This is a genomic window from Leifsonia sp. 2TAF2, from assembly GCF_052115085.1.
GTDB lineage: Bacteria > Actinomycetota > Actinomycetes > Actinomycetales > Microbacteriaceae > Leifsonia.
In genome coordinates this window covers 771,677-787,689 of the sequence record NZ_JBFRFY010000002.1, presented here as the reverse complement: position 1 = coordinate 787,689, position 16,013 = coordinate 771,677, and the positions used below count along the sequence as shown (strand labels likewise).

The window sequence follows — 16,013 nt, the reverse complement described above, 5'->3', positions numbered from 1 at the left end:
GGCTACCTCATTCCCGGGGTCGGAGGCGCGGGCTGCTCCTCGATGAAGGTGGCGCCGAGGATCTCACGCACCACGGCCTCCCCGTAGCGCTGGGGCTGCTGGAAGGTGGGCGTGCGGGAGCCTGCGGCGGGTGTCGCCGTGGGGCGAGACGACCGGGCGGCGGGTTGCGCGGCCGCGGGCTGAGCGGCCGGTGCGACCACTCGGGCCGGCGCGGCAGGACCGTCATTCCAGCCATCGGTCGGCTCGTCCGGAACCGGCGGCTCGAACGGGGGCTCCGTCTCGGGCGGCGGGACGTCGTCGAAAGGCGGCTCGTCGGTTGCAGGGGCCGGGGAGGGAGCAGTCCGCTCGACGGCCGCCGGAGTGGGCTCGGCCGGGCGCTCCATCGTCGCCACTGCGGCGGTCGCGACTTCCGCAGCAGGCTCGGCCGTCGTGGACGGGATGCTCACCGTTGCCCACTCGGTCACCAGCGCGGCCGGGGAACCGACGGAGGTGGTGTCCTCCGTCCGGGTGGCCGGGGTCTCGCGCCGGGCCGGCGTCGCGGCGGGCGTCGTCGCCTCGGCGGGCGCTGACGCCGTCGCCGGGGAAGCCGATGGCTCGGCGCCCGGCCAGGTCTCGGCGGTCGGTGCGGTCGGAGCACCGGCCGACGGTCGGGGAGATCCGCCGGACCCGCCGGCCGAGTCGGCCCGGGCGATGAACTTCACGCGGATGCCGAGGACGTCGACGATCGCCTGCCGGAGGTACTCACTGACCCCGAGCGATCCGCCCGCGTCGGGCTGCCGGAAGCTCTGCACGTCGTTGTCGCTCGGGAAGGAGAGCGACAGCACGTCTCCGCTCAACGACCGCACCTGTGCCGTGAACACGACCATCCACGCGCTGCGCTTGGCGCGCTGCACGGCGTCGAGGATCTGCGGCCACGCATCCTTGACCTGCTGCGTGGTCACCGGCCCGACCGGGGCGGCGGTCGCCGCCGAGGGTGCCCCAGAGGTGGATGCGTCAGAGCTGGATGCGACCGAGCCGGATGCGTCAGAGCTGGACGCGACCGGCGTCGCGAGCTCGTCGGCCGGCGGTGTCGCCACCGGCTCTGGCGAAGGCGCGACCGGCGCGGCGGAAGCGGGCGCAACGGACGGTTCCGCAGACGGAGCAGCCGCCGCAGCAGGCGCGACGGGCTCTCGCTTGGCGGGCGCCGCAGGCGCGCGCGGCGGCACGGATACGGCGGGCGCCTCGACGGCATCGCTCACGCCGACCCTGCGCTCCAGCCGCTCCACGCGCGCCAGCGCACCCCGCTCGCTCTCGTCGCTCGACGGCACCAGCACGCGGGCGATCATCAGTTCCAGGTGAAGGCGCGGTGACGTCGCGCCCGTCATCTCGGTGAGGGCCGCGTTCACGATGTCGGCGGCCCGGCTCAGCTCGGCAGCGCCGAACTTCATGGCCTGCACGCCCATCCGGTCCAGTTCGTCCTGCGGGACTCCGCGCAGCACGGCTGCCGCACCCTCGACACTCGTCGCGGCGACCACGATGAGGTCGCGGAGCCGTTCGAGGAGGTCTTCGACGAACCGCCGTGGGTCCTGTCCGGTCTGGATGACGCGGTCGACCGCGGCGAAGGCGCCCGCCGCATCCCGAGCCGAGATGGCGTCGATCACGTCGTCGAGCAGCGCCGCGTGCGTGTACCCGAGGAGAGCGACTGCGCGCTCATACACGATCGCGTCGCCCTCCGACCCGGCCATCAGCTGGTCGAGCAGCGACAGGGTGTCGCGCGGCGAACCGCCGCCCGCACGGACCACGAGCGGGAGGACGCCCGGCGCGACGGTCATGCCCTCGCTGTCGCACAGCGACTGCACGTACTCGAGCATCTGGGCCGGAGGCACGAGTCGGAACGGGTAGTGGTGCGTGCGCGAGCGGATCGTGCCGATGACCTTCTCGGGCTCGGTGGTCGCGAAGATGAACTTCACGTGCTCCGGCGGCTCCTCGACGATTTTGAGCAGCGCGTTGAAGCCCTGCGGCGTCACCATGTGCGCCTCGTCGAGGATGAAGATCTTGTACCGATCGCGGGCGGGCGCGAAGATGGCGCGCTCCCGGATGTCGCGCGCGTCGTCGACGCCGTTGTGGCTGGCCGCGTCGATCTCGACCACGTCGAGGGAACCGCTGCCGTCGCGGCTCAGCTCGATGCAGCTCGAGCACTTGCCGCACGGGGTGTCGGTGGGGCCCTCCGCGCAGTTCAGGCAGCGGGCCAGGATGCGCGCGGACGTCGTCTTGCCGCAGCCGCGCGGACCCGAGAAGAGGTAGGCGTGGTTGACCCGGTTGGTGCGCAGCGCGGTCATCAGCGGATCCGTCACCTGGGACTGACCGATCATCTCGGCGAAGGTGTCTGGCCGATAGCGGCGATACAGGGCGGTTACCACTTACTCATGCTACTTGTCGCCGCCGACATTCGGTTGGGGGCGGGGTCCTCAAGGTCCCCGGACATTCAGCGCCCGCCCGATCGCCGACCACAGCGCCACGCGGGCGTCTTCCGTGGGCTGTGCCTGCGGCGCGGGCGGCAGATCGAGCGGCGTGTACGGCGGGAGGTAGAAGGTGTGCGTCGCGCGCGGCGCCCGCACGTACGCGTCGCCGCCGCGCGCCGGACGCACGCCGGCCGCGGCCTCCAGCCAGCGGCATCCGTTGCCCAGCTGCTCGTCCTGACCCGCGCATCCCAGCACCACCGGCCCGGAGATGCGATCAAGCGAGAGAACCGCGGCCGGCGTCACCTCCCTCGTGCCGCTCACGCACGGCACCCAGGCCCCGCCGACCGTCACCGCCGGCCCGGGGACGGGCGACGGGCACACGAGCCCGGTCGTGCCCGCCGGCGCGATCGCGCCGTACACCAGCTCGGGATGCGCGACCGCAGTCCAGAGCGCCAGCTGCGCTCCCCGCGAGGTGCCGAACACGAAGACCCGTCGCGCATCCACCCCTGGCTGAGACCGCAGCCAGTTGAGGGCTGCCACGACCCGCTCGGCCGGCAGCGTGCGTACGGGTCCCAGCTGCCCCGCCGAGCCGTAGGTGGAGAGCGCGAGCGCCGGATATCCCATCGCCGAGAGGGTGGATGCGGCCAGCACTCCCGTCTGCACATCCGGCTCGGTGCCGTCGAACACCAGGACGGCCGGCCGGAGGGCTCCGACCGCCGACGCCGGCTGGAAGTAGTCGCCGGTGATGCCGTCGTCGAACACCGCGCGCGACGGGGCGACCGACGACAGCCCGATGCGGTGCAGTCGCCGCGCCGCGACCCTCCGGCCGTCGACGATCGCATCCAGGTCGACGGTCACGGTCGCGCCGCCCCACTGCTGCGGCGACGTCGCCTCAGCGCCCTGGTCGCTGCGCAGGGACCAGAACAGCCCCATGCCGTCCGCCCCCGCGAACGGCGCCTCCACCGGAACCTCGCGGTCGAGGTCGACGACGCCGGTGGACGGCACGACGTAGACCGCCTGCGAGCTCCACGTGTCCGGCTTCGCCCCTGGCGGCGTCGCCGGGCGTGCGCTCGCTCGCACCGTCACCCTCCCGCCGGGCGGCAGCGACACGAGCCGCAGGTGGACCGGCTCCCACACTCCGCTCGGCTCCTCGGTCACCTCGATGCGCGGCCCTCCGACGCTCGGCGGCGCGCTGCAGGCCGCGAGCGCGACCAGCACCGCCGTGAGCACCGCTCCCGCCACGCTGCGCCTCACGGCCGGATCGCCCCCGTCAGCTTCGCGATGACGGTCTGCCAGAAGGCGACGCGCGCGGCCTCGGTCGCCTGCGCGGTCGCCGGCGGCAGGTCGCTGAGGCCGATCGGGAGCTGCGGCGGCGTGGTGATGTCGTGCCCGGCACCGTCCGCGTACAGGAATGCGTCGCCGTCGGCGCGACCGCGCACCTCCTCGCCCGCCCGAGTCCAGTCGCACGCCGTCGGGAGGAGCCGGTCGGCGAGCCCGCACGCCAGCACGAGCGGACCCGAGATGCGCTGCAGCGGCAGGATGTCCGTCCCGGCGATCGTGCGCTCCGGGTTGGCGCACGGCAGCGCCCGCCCGTGTTCGATGAGGAGCGGGCTGCCGGCCGCGCTGGTGCACTGCAGGGCCGTCGCCCCTGCGGCCGCGAAAGCGCCGTGGATGCGGTATGGGTCGTTGGCAGCGAACCAGAGCGCGAGCGACGAGGCGCGGCCCGTGCCGTAGACGAACACCCTCCCCTCGTCCACGACCGGGAGGGAAGCGAACCAGGTGAGTACGGCGTCGAACGTCTCCACCGAGAGCGCGGCGGAGCCGGGGATCCGACCGGCCGGAACGAACGCGGGCAGCACGAACACGGGGAACCCGGCGGTGGCGATCATCCGTGCGGCGAAGGCGCCAGAGGCACCACCGTCGTCGCCGTCGATGATGATGACGCCCGGCCGGAGATTCACCGGCGTCGGGTTCGAGTCGATCAGCGTGCCGACCCGGGCGGTGGGCGCGAGGCCGGACGCCTCGGGGTCGCCGGTCGCCTGCAGGTCGCTGCCGGTCACATCCCGGGCGACCGTCCCTGCCGCCAGCGGCGCCCGGTGCAGCACGTCGGAGGCGACCATCCGGCCCTCCTGCTCGGCGGAGAATCGGATGTTCAGGCCGCGGAACACCCACTGCTCCTCGAGTTGCTGCTGACTCAGCGACGGGCCCGTCATGCTCCACAGGAGGCCCGAGCCGTCCGGCTGCGCGTACGGCGCGGCGAGCGGCTCCTCGGTCCACAGCTGCACCCGCCCGCTCGGAGGGACTGCGTACACGGCACGGGATGACCACCAGCCCGCGGCCGTGTGAGCCCGCGCGGTGAGCACCACGGGCTCACCCGGCTGCAGGCCCGCCACCTGGATGCCGACCGGTTCGGTGATGCCGTCCCCGAACCGGCTCAACACGAACCGGGCGCCTCCCCCGCCGGTCGGCGCGCAGCCGGAGACCAGGAGGGCCAGCAGCACGACGAGCACGGAGGCCCGCAGCATCCGTCGCCCACCCCTCGACGGCCGGGTCATTCGAGCACCGCCCGCAGGATGGCCCGGCCGACCGCGTTCCAGAAGGCGATGCGGGCCTTCTCGGTCGGCTGCCCACCGGCGGCAGGAAGGGCGAGCGGCAGCCCGGGAGGCACCGACACGGGATGCGTGGCGCCCTCCGCATAGATCGTCACGTCGCCGATCCGAGGGCCCCGCGTCGCGGCGAGCGCGCGCTGCCAGGCGCAGGCGTTCGTCAGCACGTCATCCCGGACCCCGCAGGCGAGGACGACCGGACCGGAGACGCCGTCGACCGGCGGGATGGAGGACGGGACGACGGTTCCGGCGTCCGCCAGGCAGGGCAGCCCGGTCGAGTCTTCGAAGGCCGGCGCGATGCGTGCGGCGGGGAGGCAGAGCAGCGCGGGGCTGCCCCCGGCGACGAACAGCCCGTGGACCAGCGACGGGAAGCGGGTGGCCGCCCAGACGGCGAGCTGCTCGGCCACCCCGGTGCCGTAGACGAAGACGCGGTCGTGCTCGATGTCCGGACGCGCCTGGAGCCAGTCGAACACCGCCTGCACGGTGGTGTCCGAGATGATGCCGGTCGAGCGGATGCCGTCCGCCGCCGCAGGCACTGGAACGCGCAGCACGGACGCACCGAACGCGGCGATGAGCGGCGCGGTGTAGTCGGCCGACGCCCCCGGCGTCGGGTCGTCGAACATCAGCACGGCCGGCACCCGGGGCCTCTCCAGGCTGGCCGCGCTGTAGAACGTGCCGAGGGGGACGTCCTCGTGCGTCTGCCGGGGCAGCCGCGGGTCGATCGCCGGTCGCAGGTCGCGGGTGTAGATCGTGCGGACGGCCAGGGATGCGGCGAGCCCCGACAGCTCGAACCGCCGGGAGGCGACCACCCGGTCGCCCTGCGAAGCTCGCACCGTCACATGGGTCGTCTCCCGCATCCACTGGCGTGCCGCCGCCGGATCGGGGAGTCGTGGTCCGCGCAGGGACCAGAACAGTCCGGCCGAATCGGGCTCGGTGAAAGGGGCGAACTGCGGCCGGGCGCTCGCCAGGTCGAGCGTTCCGGACGCGGGAACGGTGTAGGTGGCGGCCGACGTCCACGACCCTCGGGAGGTGGTCAGTTCCGAGGTCAGCCGGAGACGCGCGCCCGGCTCGGCGCCGACCAGCTCCAGCGGCACCGGCCAGAGCACGGCCGAGTAGCGGACCAGCGGCGGCGTCTCGAAGTGGGGTCCGGCGCCCTGCCCGACGGAACTGCACCCCGTAAGAACGGCGGTCGCAAGAAGCAGGGATGCGCTGACAGCCGCCATGAGTCGGGCGAAGGGCGCACGGGCGGGCGGTCGCGGCATCCCGTGCCGTTCGCCTGTGCCGCGCCATCGCCGCATGGCTCCGCTCCCGTCAGCCTCCGCTGGTCGCCGTGGTTCCCGTCCCGCTGCTTCCAGTGTCGCCCCGGACGGCCTGCAACGACTGTCGGGAGATCTCTAGCTCCTCGTTCGTCGGCACCACCAGCACCGTCACGGCGGAGTCGTCGGTGGAGATGACGCGCGCCTCGCGCGACGAGCCGGCGTTCCGCTCGGGGTCGAGCCGGATGCCGAACACCTCCAGTCCGGTCAGGACCTCGGCACGCAAGGGCACGCTGTTCTCGCCCACGCCCGCGGTGAAAGTCAGCACATCGAGGCCGCCGAGCGCAGCCGTGTACGCGCCGATGTAGTGCTTGAGGCGGTGGACCGTCACATCCAGCGCCAGCCTGGCCGACTCGTCGCCGCTGTCGGCCGCCTTGCGCACGTCGCGCATGTCACCGCGGCCCGAAAGACCGAGCAGGCCGCTCCGCCGGTTCAGCAGCTCGTCGAGATCGTCGGTGGAGAGGTGCGCCCGCCGGGCGAGGTGGATGAGCACCGCCGGGTCGAGGTCGCCCGAGCGGGTGCCCATCACGAGGCCTTCCAGCGGCGTCATGCCCATCGAGGTGTCGACGGACCGGCCGCCGTCGATCGCGCACGCCGACGCTCCGTTGCCCAGGTGCAGGACGATCTGGCGCAGCTCGCCGAGCGGACGGCCGAGGAAGGCGGCAGCCGTCTCGGACACGTACTTGTGCGACGTGCCGTGGAAGCCGTACCGGCGGACCCGGTGCCGCTCTGCCAGACCGGCGTCGATCGCGTACGTGTAGGCGGCCGGCGACAGCGTCTGGTGGAACGCCGTGTCGAAGACGGCGACGTGCGGGACGTCCGGGAACGCCCGCTTCGCCGCGCGGATGCCCTCCAGGTTCGCCGGGTTGTGCAGCGGTGCCAGGTCGGAGAGGTCCTCGATGTTGATCTCGACGAGCGGGGTGATGATGGTCGGCTCGAAGAAGCGCTTGCCGCCGTGCACCACCCGGTGGCCCACGGCATCAAGCGGGTTCTCGTCGAGGCTCGGCCCCTCGGCGGCGAACGCGTCGAGCATCGCCCGGAATCCGGCGGTGTGGTCCGGGATCTCGAGCGTGCGCTCGGTCGTGCCGTTCGGTCCTCGGTGCTCGGTGCGACCGCTGGCCTCGCCGATCCGCTCCACCAGGCCCGACGCGAGCGACTCCTCGGTGTCGCTGTCGATCAGCTGGTACTTGAACGACGACGATCCGCTGTTGACGACCAGGACGGCGCTCATGACAGCGCCGCCTGGATCGCCGTGATGGCCACGGTGTTGACGATGTCGTCCACCGTCGCACCGCGGGACAGGTCGTTGATCGGCTTGCGCAACCCTTGCAGGACCGGGCCGATCGCGACGGCGCCGGCGCTCCGCTGCACCGCTTTATACGTGTTGTTGCCGGTGTTGAGGTCCGGGAAGATGAACACGGTGGCGCGCCCGGCCACCTCCGACCCGGGCATCTTGGCCGCGCCGACCGCCGCATCCGCCGCCGCGTCGTACTGGATGGGCCCGGCCACCGCGAGCTCCGGCGCGCGCTCCCGCACGAGCTCGGTCGCGGTGCGCACCTTCTCCACATCGGCGCCTGCGCCCGAGTCGCCCGTCGAGTACGACAGCATGGCGACGCGGGGCTCGATCCCGAACTGGTCGGCCGTCTTCGCCGACGAGATCGCGATGTCGGCGAGCTGCTCCGACGTGGGGTCCGGGATGACGGCGCAATCCCCGTAGACGAGCACGCGGTCGGCGAGTGCCATCAGGAACACGCTCGACACAACGGAGACCCCGGGTGTCGTCTTGATGATCTCGAAGGCGGGCCGGATGGTGTGAGCCGTCGTGTGGGCGGCGCCCGACACCATCCCGTCGGCGAGTCCCAGGTGGACCATCATCGTGCCGAAGTAGGACGCGTCGGTGACCGTGTCCGACGCCTGGTCGACCGTGATGCCCTTGTGGGCGCGCAGGCGTGCGTACTCGGTCGCGAACCGCAGCCGCAGCACGTCGTCGAACGGGCTGACCACCTCCGCGCCCGACAGGTCGAGCCCCAGCTCGATCGCCCGCGACCGCACCTCGAACGGCTCGCCGAGGATGGTCAGTCGGGCCACCCCACGCGCCAGCAGCGTGTGCGCGGCGCGCAGGATGCGGTCGTCCTCGCCCTCCGGGAGCACGATGTGCTTCTTCGCGGCGCGAGCCCGCTCGATCAGGTCGTACTCGAACATCAGCGGGGTGACCACGTCGTGGCGAGACACATTGAGGCGCGCGAGCAGCGCGGCCGCGTCGACGTGCCGCTCGAACAGCGCGAGGGCGGTGTCGTACTTGCGCTGGGAGTCGGCGGCGAGCCGGCCCCTCGCGTGCGTGATCCTGACCACGGTCTCGTAGGTGTCGAGGCCGGTCCGCACGATCGGCAGCGGCGAGCGGAGGCCCGCGAGCAGGCGCTCGATCGGCTCCGGGAGGTCGAACCCGCCGTTGAGGACGATGCCGGCGATCGACGGGAACGTTCCCGACGCGTTCGCCATCAACACCGCGAGCAGCACCTCGGTGCGGTCGCCGGGGACGACGACCACCGCGCCGTCCACCAGCCGGGGCAGCACGTTGTTCATCGACATTCCGGCGACGACGACGCCGAGCGCCTCCCGTGCCAGCAGCGCCTCCTCGCCCGCCAGCAGGGTCGCTCCGGTCTCCTCCATGATCGAGCGGATGCTCGGGGCGACCAGGAACGGGTCCTCCGGGATCGCCCACACCGGCGGCCGGTCGGAGCTCCCCGCAGCGACGGCGGCGGCACCGACGACCGAGCCGACGGCCGTGACGATCTCCTCCAGCATCCCGCCGTCCGACCGATTGGCGACGACCGCGAGCAGGCTCGCGTGCTCAGCCCGCAGCTCGGCGACGGCGATCTCGGCGAGTTGACGCAGCTCCTCGGCCGAGCGCGGGTCCGCCTGGCCGAGCCGTTCGCCGAAGCCCTGGCCGATCCGTCCGCCCAGCACCAGCAGCACCGGCGCTCCCAGGTTTGCGGCGATGCGGGCGTTGTAGCCGAGCTCGGTGGGGCTGCCCACGTCCGTGTAGTCGGAGCCGAGGATCACGACCGTGTCGCAGCGCGCCTCCACTGCCCGGAACCGCCGCACGATCTCGCCGAGGGCGACGTCGGCATCCGCGTGGACATCCTCGTACGTGACGCCCAGGGCCTCCTCGTAGGTGATGTCCGCGGTGTTCCGCTGCAGCAGCAGCTCGAGCACGTAGTCGCGCTCGTCCGTCGACCGCGCGATCGGACGGAAAACGCCGACACGGCCGACCGAGTGCCGGAGCGACTCGAGCACGCCGAGCGCGATCGTCGACTTGCCCGTGTGTCCCTCGGCGGAGGTGATGTAGATGGAGCGGGCCACGTCAGGCGATCCGCTCGATCGCCGGGATCGCGTACTGCCCGTCGAGCACGTCATCGCCCGGGAGGTACAGCCTCAGGATGGGGCGGAAACCGCCGGCGGGCGCAGGAAGCCAGTTGGCCGCCGCCTTCTCGTCGTCAGGTCGGGTGGCGCTCATCGTGATGGTCAGTCCTCCGTCGTCGTCGTACACGAGCCCGCGGGTCCGGTCACCCACCGAGTAGCGGTCGATGGGGTTCCGGACCAGGTAGTAGTGCGGAAGGTCGTACATGGTCAGCGACCAGAACGCCTTCACCGGCGGCGTCGGGCTCAGCCGCAGCCGGTAGGTGTGCTCACCGTTCAACGGCTCGCCGTCCGCATCCTCGTAGGTCATGAAGTAGGCGGCCTCGTACGCGTGGTTGCCCCACAGCCCGCCGAGCGCGGCGGCGGCGCGCTGGGCGTACCGGGTGCGCCGGTCGCTCAGCTTCCACTCGGGGGCGTCGATCGCGCCGAGTTCGAAGAAGTCGAGGTTGTAGTCGAACACGTGGAGGTTCACCAGCCAGTGGTCGACCAGCGCGCCGGAGGTGCGGAGCGCGGATTCGAGCGCCTCCTTGCCGAGCGTGTAGCCGGCGACGAGCGCCTCGCGGACACCCTCCGGCTGCTCGCCGATCGTGTAGGGGCTGACGAGGCCGAGCGGAGCGTACGACTCGAGCGCCGCCCGGTCGCGCTCCGCCGGCGGAAACGCCTGCGACCAGACGCGCAGCTTCTCGAAGAAGTCGAGCGCCTCGCCCTCACTGGGGCCGACAGCGGGGACTCCCTCGGGCGTCGCTGCGTCCGTACTCAGCGGCGTCAGGGTGAGCGCATCCTGCAGTGCCCGCACGGCGGGAAGATCGTCGGCGCCGTCAACGGCCCAGCGGCCCACGATGGTGGCGACGCGGGTCGGGAAGCGGATGGTGCGCACCGTCGCATCCACGTCGACGTCCGTGCCGGTGTCGCCCTCGCCCTCGCTCTCGGCGTCCGGCGGGAGCAGCAGGAACTCGCCCGCCGCTCCCCCGGTCGCGCGAGTCCCGAGGTACGCGAAGTTGTTGCTCCAGGCGTCGACGAACTGCAGCACGTAATAACGGTCGCCCGCCTCGGGCACGCTCAGCCGCACCGGTCCGGCACCGAGGTCGACCTGAGCGATCGAATAGACGGTGTCATTGTTGATCGACACGAACTCGTCATCCGGGCCAGAGAGCTCCCGCGCGTGCCCGAAGGCGTTGAACGGCGTCGGAGGGATCGCACCGACCCCGTCCTCAGCGAAGCGCACCACCTGCTCCAGGTCGAACACCAGGGGAAACCCGACGACGTACGCCTCAGTCGCCAGTTCGGTCAGTTGCTCGGACACTGCGACACCCGTCCATCCGTGATCCAGGGAAGGCTGGAATCATTCTACAAGACGTAGAAGACCCGGCGTTGCTGGCCACAATATACGCGGTGCGGATGACGCGCGGCTGGACATGAGAAGACTCCCCACGCACCCGCCAGAGCCCGGTTACCCTTGCTGCGTTTCCGCCCTGGGGGAGTTGGCCTGGATGGCGCCACGTGGGGAGCCGGAAACCAGTGTAGCGGGTGCGGCCGAGAGGTGCGTGCGCTCGGGCCCCCCGAGGATCAAGTAGGATACTGTGAGCCGCCGGCCGCGACAGCGGAAGGCGAGCCCAAGGAGAATTCGCCTAGTGGCCTATGGCGCACGCTTGGAAAGCGTGTTGGGTGCAAGCCCTCGGGGGTTCGAATCCCCCATTCTCCGCCATTTTTCCTCGCCCGATATTTCGCATCGCGGGACGTTGCCCGCGTACCGGGGACCGCGTCTCTCGCCTGATCTGGTGCCGTGCCGCCGTGGCTGAGAGGATGCGGGGATGCGAGAAGGCGAACTCGATATCGTGAGCGGGCCGCAGCTGGAGCGGCGTCCTGAAGTTCCCACTCTTGGCATCCGCGAGACCGTACCGTTTCGTACGATGCTCTCCAACCGAGACCGATTGCTTGCCGAACTGATCGAGTGGCTGGCAGACCACGACGTTGAACCGGACGGGCCCTTCTTTCTGCGCCTCCACGTTGTGGACATGTCCGATCTCATGGACATCGAGGTCGGAGTCGTCGGTGCGGCCACTTCCCTCGACGCGAGGGTTCGGCCGGGGGCACTTCCCGCCGGAGACTACGCCGTGCTGGCATATCGGGCTAAGTCGATGGCAGCGAACCGCTTGCTGCATCGCTGGGTGCAGGAACAGGGACTCGTTCTGGATACACGACCAGACGCTCACGGCGAAGCGTTCGCTTCTCGATGCGAGATCTATCTGACGGACCCTCGCACGGAGAAGCGGAAGACGAGATGGGTTGTCGAGCTGGCATTCCTGACCGCTTGACTTCAAGCGCTTGAAGTCTGTTCTGATGGGGACATGACCACGTTGACCATCCAGGACGTCTCCCGACAGAGCGGGCTGAGCGAGCCGACGCTGCGCTACTACGAGGACGTCGGACTGCTCGGCCCCATCGCCCGCGACGACCGCAGCGGCCACCGGCGGTACGCCGAGGGCGACCTCGACGCCGCCCAGGTGCTCGCCTGCCTGCGCGCCATGGGCGTCGGGATCGAGGATATGCGCACATATCAGGCGAACCGTCGGCGCGGGCGCGAAGCGGCCGGTGAACAACGCGACATCCTGCTGCGTCACGCCGAACGCGTCGAGGAGCAGATCGCCACGCTCCGTGTGCACCTCGAATACCTACGGGTGAAAGCCGCCCTCTGGGATGCGCGCGACCAGGCGGACACCGCCGCCGAGGCTCAGGCGCACGCCGAGCTCGAATCCATCCTTCCCCGACTCGAGGAGACGTTCCGATGACCACAACCAACCCGACCATCCTCGTGACCGGCGGGACCGGCTACCTCGCCACGCGTCTTCTCGCCGATCTGCTCGCGTCCGGCGCCGCCGTCCGCACCACCGTCCGCTCGCCCGACCGCGCGGACGAGGTCCGCGAGGCCGTCCGCCGGGCGGGCGTCGACGACGCCGGTCTGTCGTTCGTCGCCGCATCCCTCACCGATGACGACGGCTGGGACGACGCACTCGCGGGCATCGCGGAGGTGCACCACACCGCCTCGCCGATGATCCAGACCACGGAGCCGCACGAGGTCGTCGTCCCCGCTCGCGACGGCGCCCTCCGAGTACTCCGCGCCGCACGGGATGCCGGAGCGCGACGCGTCGTGCTCACGTCATCTTTCGCCGCCGTCGGATATTCGCCCAAGCCCGTCCGCGACTACGACGAGAGCGACTGGACCGACCCCTCCATCCCCGGCCTCCCTGCCTACCCGCTCTCGAAGGCGGTCGCCGAGCGCGCCGCGTGGGACTTCATCGAGCGGGAGGGCGCAGGCCTAGAGCTGGTCGCCCTCAATCCGACGTGGATCGCCGGCCCGACCCTGACCGCCTCCGCGCGCTCGTCCCTCGCCCTGTTCACCGGGATGCTCGACGGCACGATGACGGCCGTCCCCAGGCAGCGCTTCGGCATAGCGGATGTGCGGGACGTCTCGGCGGCCCACCTTGCCGCCATGCACACCCCGGCCGCCGCAGGCAACCGCTACCTGGTACTCGCCGACGGTCCGACGATGACCTTCCTCGATGTGGCCAACGTGCTGCGAGCGCAGCTCGGCGACCTTGCTGCCGATGCCCCCACCGAGGAGCTGCCCGGAGACGAGCCGGCGCCACTCGTCATCCACAACGAGCGCGCGAAAAGAGAGCTGGGCCTCCGCCCGCGCCCCGCCGTCGAAACGATCGTCCAGACCGCCGAGAGCCTGCGCGACCTCGGGCTGCTGGCGGACCGCTCCCTCCGGTAGGCAGCCTCAGACCGGTTAGCGGAGCAGAACCGGCCCGGCGTCGATCTTCACCCGGAACAGGGAGTACGGATACTCCCGCAGGTCTTCGCCGCCCTGATACTTGGCCTGCCGCTGCAGCTGATTGGCCGTCACGTATAGATACCCGTCGGTCGCCACCGACATCGTGTCGGGCCAGAGCAACCGCGGGTCGTGCACGAGCGTCTCCATGGTGCCGTCGGGGAGGCGCCGTAGTACCGCGTTGTGCTCCCAGTTGGTGGAATAGAACCGCCCCTGGTCGTCCGTCTCCAGGCCGTCGGCGGCCCCTCCCTTGTCGCCTTCGTCGCGCACGAGCTCGGAGACCCGGGAGTCGGGGAGGTCGCGGTCCCGCAGCGCCTCGGTCGGCACGCTGTACCAGCGTCGCGACAGCAGCGGGCAGTACCAGAGCCGCTCCCCGTCGGCGGAGATCGCGATGCCGTCGGAGCCCATGGTCACCGGCTTCGGCGGGCAATCGGCCGGCCGCTCGGCGAAGACCCGCCCCTCCACCACCGGTGTCAGCTCGGGCGGGGTGAGTGCCTTGGTGGAGGGATGGTCGTGCAGCCTGCGCCACGCCTCCCCGCTCTCCAGGTCGACCACGATGATGCCGTTCGGACCCTGGTCCGACGAGTCCGTGATGTAGGCGACACCGTGCCGCAGGTCGAACCTCACGTCGTTGACGTACGTGGTGGGCAGGGCGACATCGGGTTCGAACACGATGGCCTTCGCCACGGTGTCGGTCTGTAGGTCGACGCAGACGAGCTTCGGGCCTCCCCGCTTCACCGGCTGCATCAGCGGACTGCCGGTGTCGAGGATCCAGAGCCGATCGGCGGGGTCGACGACGATGCTCTGCACCGACACCAGCCGTTCGGGATCGTCATCTCCCCGCGGCTGGTTGATCTCCTCGCTGGGGAAGGGGACCGGATGCCCGCCCTTCAGCTCCACCACCGTCGCCGGCACCTCGTCGCCCCACTTGGGGAAGTTCACGAAGATGCGGCCCGTGTGCGAGACGCTCACGCCGGTCGGCATGGGGCCATCGTCGAAGCTGTGGACGAGCTCGAGCACACCGGTGGGCGTGTCGACGGGATACGCGGCCACTGCGGGGTTGGTGTCGTGCGGATCGGTCATGGATTCCTCCTTCGTTCGCTGTCGCACCCACCCGACGCGGCCCGCCACGGCGCGTCAAGGGGTGCCGGCCGATCCGGCGACGTATCGCCGGATCGGGACAGTGGACGCGTCAGGCGAGGTCTTTGCGCCAGCTCGCGCTGTAGCTGACGGGACGGAAGCCGACCTCCTCGTTCACGTCGAGCATCGGGCGGTTGTCCTCGGCATTCATCGTCTCGACGCTGCGAGCCCCCGGGAACCGGGCAGCGAGTTCGAGCAGGTTGGTGAGCTTCAACAGCATCCCGAGTCGATGGCCCCGGTGGTCGGCGAGAACCAGGGTGTCCAGCTGGTCCACCGGGCGCTCGAGGTTGGGCGGCACATCCAGGTCCGTGTATCCGGCCGGCAACCCCGTGGCCTCGTGGATCGCAATGGTCGTGAGCACGGTGCGGGGACTTTCTTCCCAGAGGTCGTCGACCGATCGCACGCGGTCCGCAGTCCACACGTCCTCGGTCTGCACGATGCCGGCGTTGGGTGTGTCGGTGCTCATCCGGGTGCGCATGAGGGCGAGGTCGTCCAGGCGTGCATCGGGCGTACGGCCCTGCCAGCTCTCCGTCCGATATCCCTGAGCCGCGGCAGTCGCTGTGGCGAGAAGGGACGACAGCCGTCCTGGATCCAGTGGCAGAGGGATCCTGCTCAGGCGTCCCACCTGCTCGAGCGAGAAACCGTACCGCTGGAGGAACCGCGTTGAGGCCAGAGCGAGCGGTACGGTCCCGAAACCGGTGGGAGCCGCGACGCTTGCGCCTCCCACTCCCGCGGGGAAATCGATCTGCGTCTGGATGATCGTGCGCCCAAGGTGCAGCGCCTGCCGCTCGAGCTGTTCGTAGAGCGCCGGGCCGATGCCGCGGCCGCGGAACTCGGGGAGCACTCCGACCGCTCCCCAGCATTCGCGCGCGCCCACCGGCAACGCCAGATTGCCTCGCCCGACGACACGTCCGCCGACCTTGGCGACGAGCCCCCACATCGGATGGGTCTCGTCCTTCCAATTCGGCAGAAGTTCCGCCGCGGCCGAGCTGTGGTCGATCGAGTCCCCCTGATCCGAGCCTCGCAGTTCGGCTTCGATCACGGATCTGACCTCGGCCAGTCCGATGAAATCCGCGGCGTCAGGGGAATCGAGCCGGTCGGGCACGACCACTTCGGAGATCGTGAAAGTCGGATGAGTGCTGATGTGATGTGACGTAGACATACAGAAGTCCTTCGCGTACGCAGGATCGATCACCTCACCTACGGCGTAGGGAGGACGGACAATCGCTGCTAGCGGATCACGGGGGCAGTCTTCCAC

12 protein-coding genes, 1 tRNA gene and 1 other RNA gene are annotated in these 16,013 nt (G+C 70.9%); 4 read left to right on the top strand and 10 right to left on the bottom strand.

The features are described from left to right. Positions 1-2 precede the first annotated feature (2 nt). The 8 genes from AB4Z18_RS15975 to ffs all read right to left on the bottom strand — a co-directional run bounded on the left by AB4Z18_RS15975 (position 3) and on the right by ffs (position 11,296). A complete protein-coding gene (locus AB4Z18_RS15975; RefSeq protein ID WP_441783724.1) occupies positions 3-2,399 on the bottom strand; it encodes a DNA polymerase III subunit gamma and tau in 2,397 nt (798 codons plus the stop codon). A 48-nt stretch (positions 2,400-2,447) separates the two neighbouring features. Next, complete coding sequence (locus AB4Z18_RS15970) at positions 2,448-3,695, bottom strand: acyl-CoA thioesterase/BAAT N-terminal domain-containing protein (protein WP_441783723.1); 1,248 nt, start codon at positions 3,693-3,695, stop codon at positions 2,448-2,450. Beyond that, the gene (locus AB4Z18_RS15965; protein ID WP_441783722.1) at positions 3,692-4,966 is read right to left on the bottom strand and encodes an acyl-CoA thioesterase/BAAT N-terminal domain-containing protein; all 1,275 of its coding nucleotides are present in this window, start codon (positions 4,964-4,966) and stop codon (positions 3,692-3,694) included. The genes AB4Z18_RS15970 and AB4Z18_RS15965 overlap by 4 nt, the downstream gene beginning before the upstream one ends. A gap of 26 nt (positions 4,967-4,992) precedes the next feature. Next, entirely contained in the window at positions 4,993-6,309 is a 1,317-nt protein-coding gene (locus AB4Z18_RS15960; protein WP_441783721.1) for an acyl-CoA thioesterase/BAAT N-terminal domain-containing protein, read from the bottom strand. A 49-nt stretch (positions 6,310-6,358) separates the two neighbouring features. Next, on the bottom strand, positions 6,359-7,594 hold the full coding sequence (locus tag AB4Z18_RS15955) for an acetate/propionate family kinase (RefSeq protein WP_441783720.1): 1,236 nt from the start codon (positions 7,592-7,594) through the stop codon (positions 6,359-6,361). Continuing rightward, positions 7,591-9,726 (bottom strand): phosphate acetyltransferase, encoded by a 2,136-nt coding sequence (gene pta, locus AB4Z18_RS15950; RefSeq protein WP_441783719.1) that lies wholly within the window; start codon positions 9,724-9,726, stop codon positions 7,591-7,593. The genes AB4Z18_RS15955 and pta overlap by 4 nt, the downstream gene beginning before the upstream one ends. A 1-nt stretch (position 9,727) precedes the next feature. Beyond that, positions 9,728-11,086, bottom strand: coding sequence for a DUF1254 domain-containing protein (locus tag AB4Z18_RS15945; protein WP_441783718.1), 1,359 nt, complete (start codon positions 11,084-11,086; stop codon positions 9,728-9,730). Positions 11,087-11,199: 113 nt separating this feature from the next. Next, positions 11,200-11,296: signal recognition particle sRNA small type (gene ffs, locus AB4Z18_RS15940), an RNA gene on the bottom strand. A gap of 104 nt (positions 11,297-11,400) precedes the next feature. Here ffs and AB4Z18_RS15935 point away from each other — a divergent pair. From AB4Z18_RS15935 to AB4Z18_RS15920, 4 genes are all read left to right on the top strand, one after another. Further along, positions 11,401-11,488, top strand: a tRNA-Ser gene (locus AB4Z18_RS15935). 106 nt (positions 11,489-11,594) lie between these two features. Further along, complete coding sequence (locus tag AB4Z18_RS15930; RefSeq protein ID WP_441783717.1) at positions 11,595-12,098, top strand: hypothetical protein; 504 nt, start codon at positions 11,595-11,597, stop codon at positions 12,096-12,098. Positions 12,099-12,131: 33 nt separating this feature from the next. Next, a complete protein-coding gene (locus tag AB4Z18_RS15925) occupies positions 12,132-12,572 on the top strand; it encodes a MerR family transcriptional regulator (RefSeq protein ID WP_441783716.1) in 441 nt (146 codons plus the stop codon). Next, positions 12,569-13,558, top strand: a complete 990-nt coding sequence (locus AB4Z18_RS15920; RefSeq protein ID WP_441783715.1) for an NAD-dependent epimerase/dehydratase family protein — start codon at positions 12,569-12,571, stop codon at positions 13,556-13,558. The genes AB4Z18_RS15925 and AB4Z18_RS15920 overlap by 4 nt, the downstream gene beginning before the upstream one ends. 15 nt (positions 13,559-13,573) lie before the next feature. On the opposite strand, the gene AB4Z18_RS15915 is transcribed toward AB4Z18_RS15920, so the two are convergent. Both AB4Z18_RS15915 and AB4Z18_RS15910 read right to left on the bottom strand, forming a co-directional pair. Next, the gene (locus AB4Z18_RS15915) at positions 13,574-14,698 is read right to left on the bottom strand and encodes an L-dopachrome tautomerase-related protein (protein WP_441783714.1); all 1,125 of its coding nucleotides are present in this window, start codon (positions 14,696-14,698) and stop codon (positions 13,574-13,576) included. Between the two features lie 109 nt (positions 14,699-14,807). Next, positions 14,808-15,917, bottom strand: a complete 1,110-nt coding sequence (locus AB4Z18_RS15910; RefSeq protein WP_441783713.1) for a GNAT family N-acetyltransferase — start codon at positions 15,915-15,917, stop codon at positions 14,808-14,810. Positions 15,918-16,013: the final 96 nt, after the last annotated feature.

Bases quoted from the DNA above. Each gene is read 5' to 3' on its own strand.
- AB4Z18_RS15930 (WP_441783717.1), top strand. From the start codon at position 11,595: ATGCGAGAAGGCGAACTCGATATCGTGAGCGGGCCGCAGCTGGAGCGG.
- AB4Z18_RS15920 (WP_441783715.1), top strand. From the start codon at position 12,569: ATGACCACAACCAACCCGACCATCCTCGTGACCGGCGGGACCGGCTAC.
- AB4Z18_RS15915 (WP_441783714.1), bottom strand. From the start codon at position 14,698: ATGACCGATCCGCACGACACCAACCCCGCAGTGGCCGCGTATCCCGTC.
- AB4Z18_RS15965 (WP_441783722.1), bottom strand. From the start codon at position 4,966: ATGCTGCGGGCCTCCGTGCTCGTCGTGCTGCTGGCCCTCCTGGTCTCC.
- AB4Z18_RS15925 (WP_441783716.1), top strand. From the start codon at position 12,132: ATGACCACGTTGACCATCCAGGACGTCTCCCGACAGAGCGGGCTGAGC.
- AB4Z18_RS15910 (WP_441783713.1), bottom strand. From the start codon at position 15,917: ATGTCTACGTCACATCACATCAGCACTCATCCGACTTTCACGATCTCC.
- AB4Z18_RS15960 (WP_441783721.1), bottom strand. From the start codon at position 6,309: ATGCCGCGACCGCCCGCCCGTGCGCCCTTCGCCCGACTCATGGCGGCT.
- AB4Z18_RS15955 (WP_441783720.1), bottom strand. From the start codon at position 7,594: ATGAGCGCCGTCCTGGTCGTCAACAGCGGATCGTCGTCGTTCAAGTAC.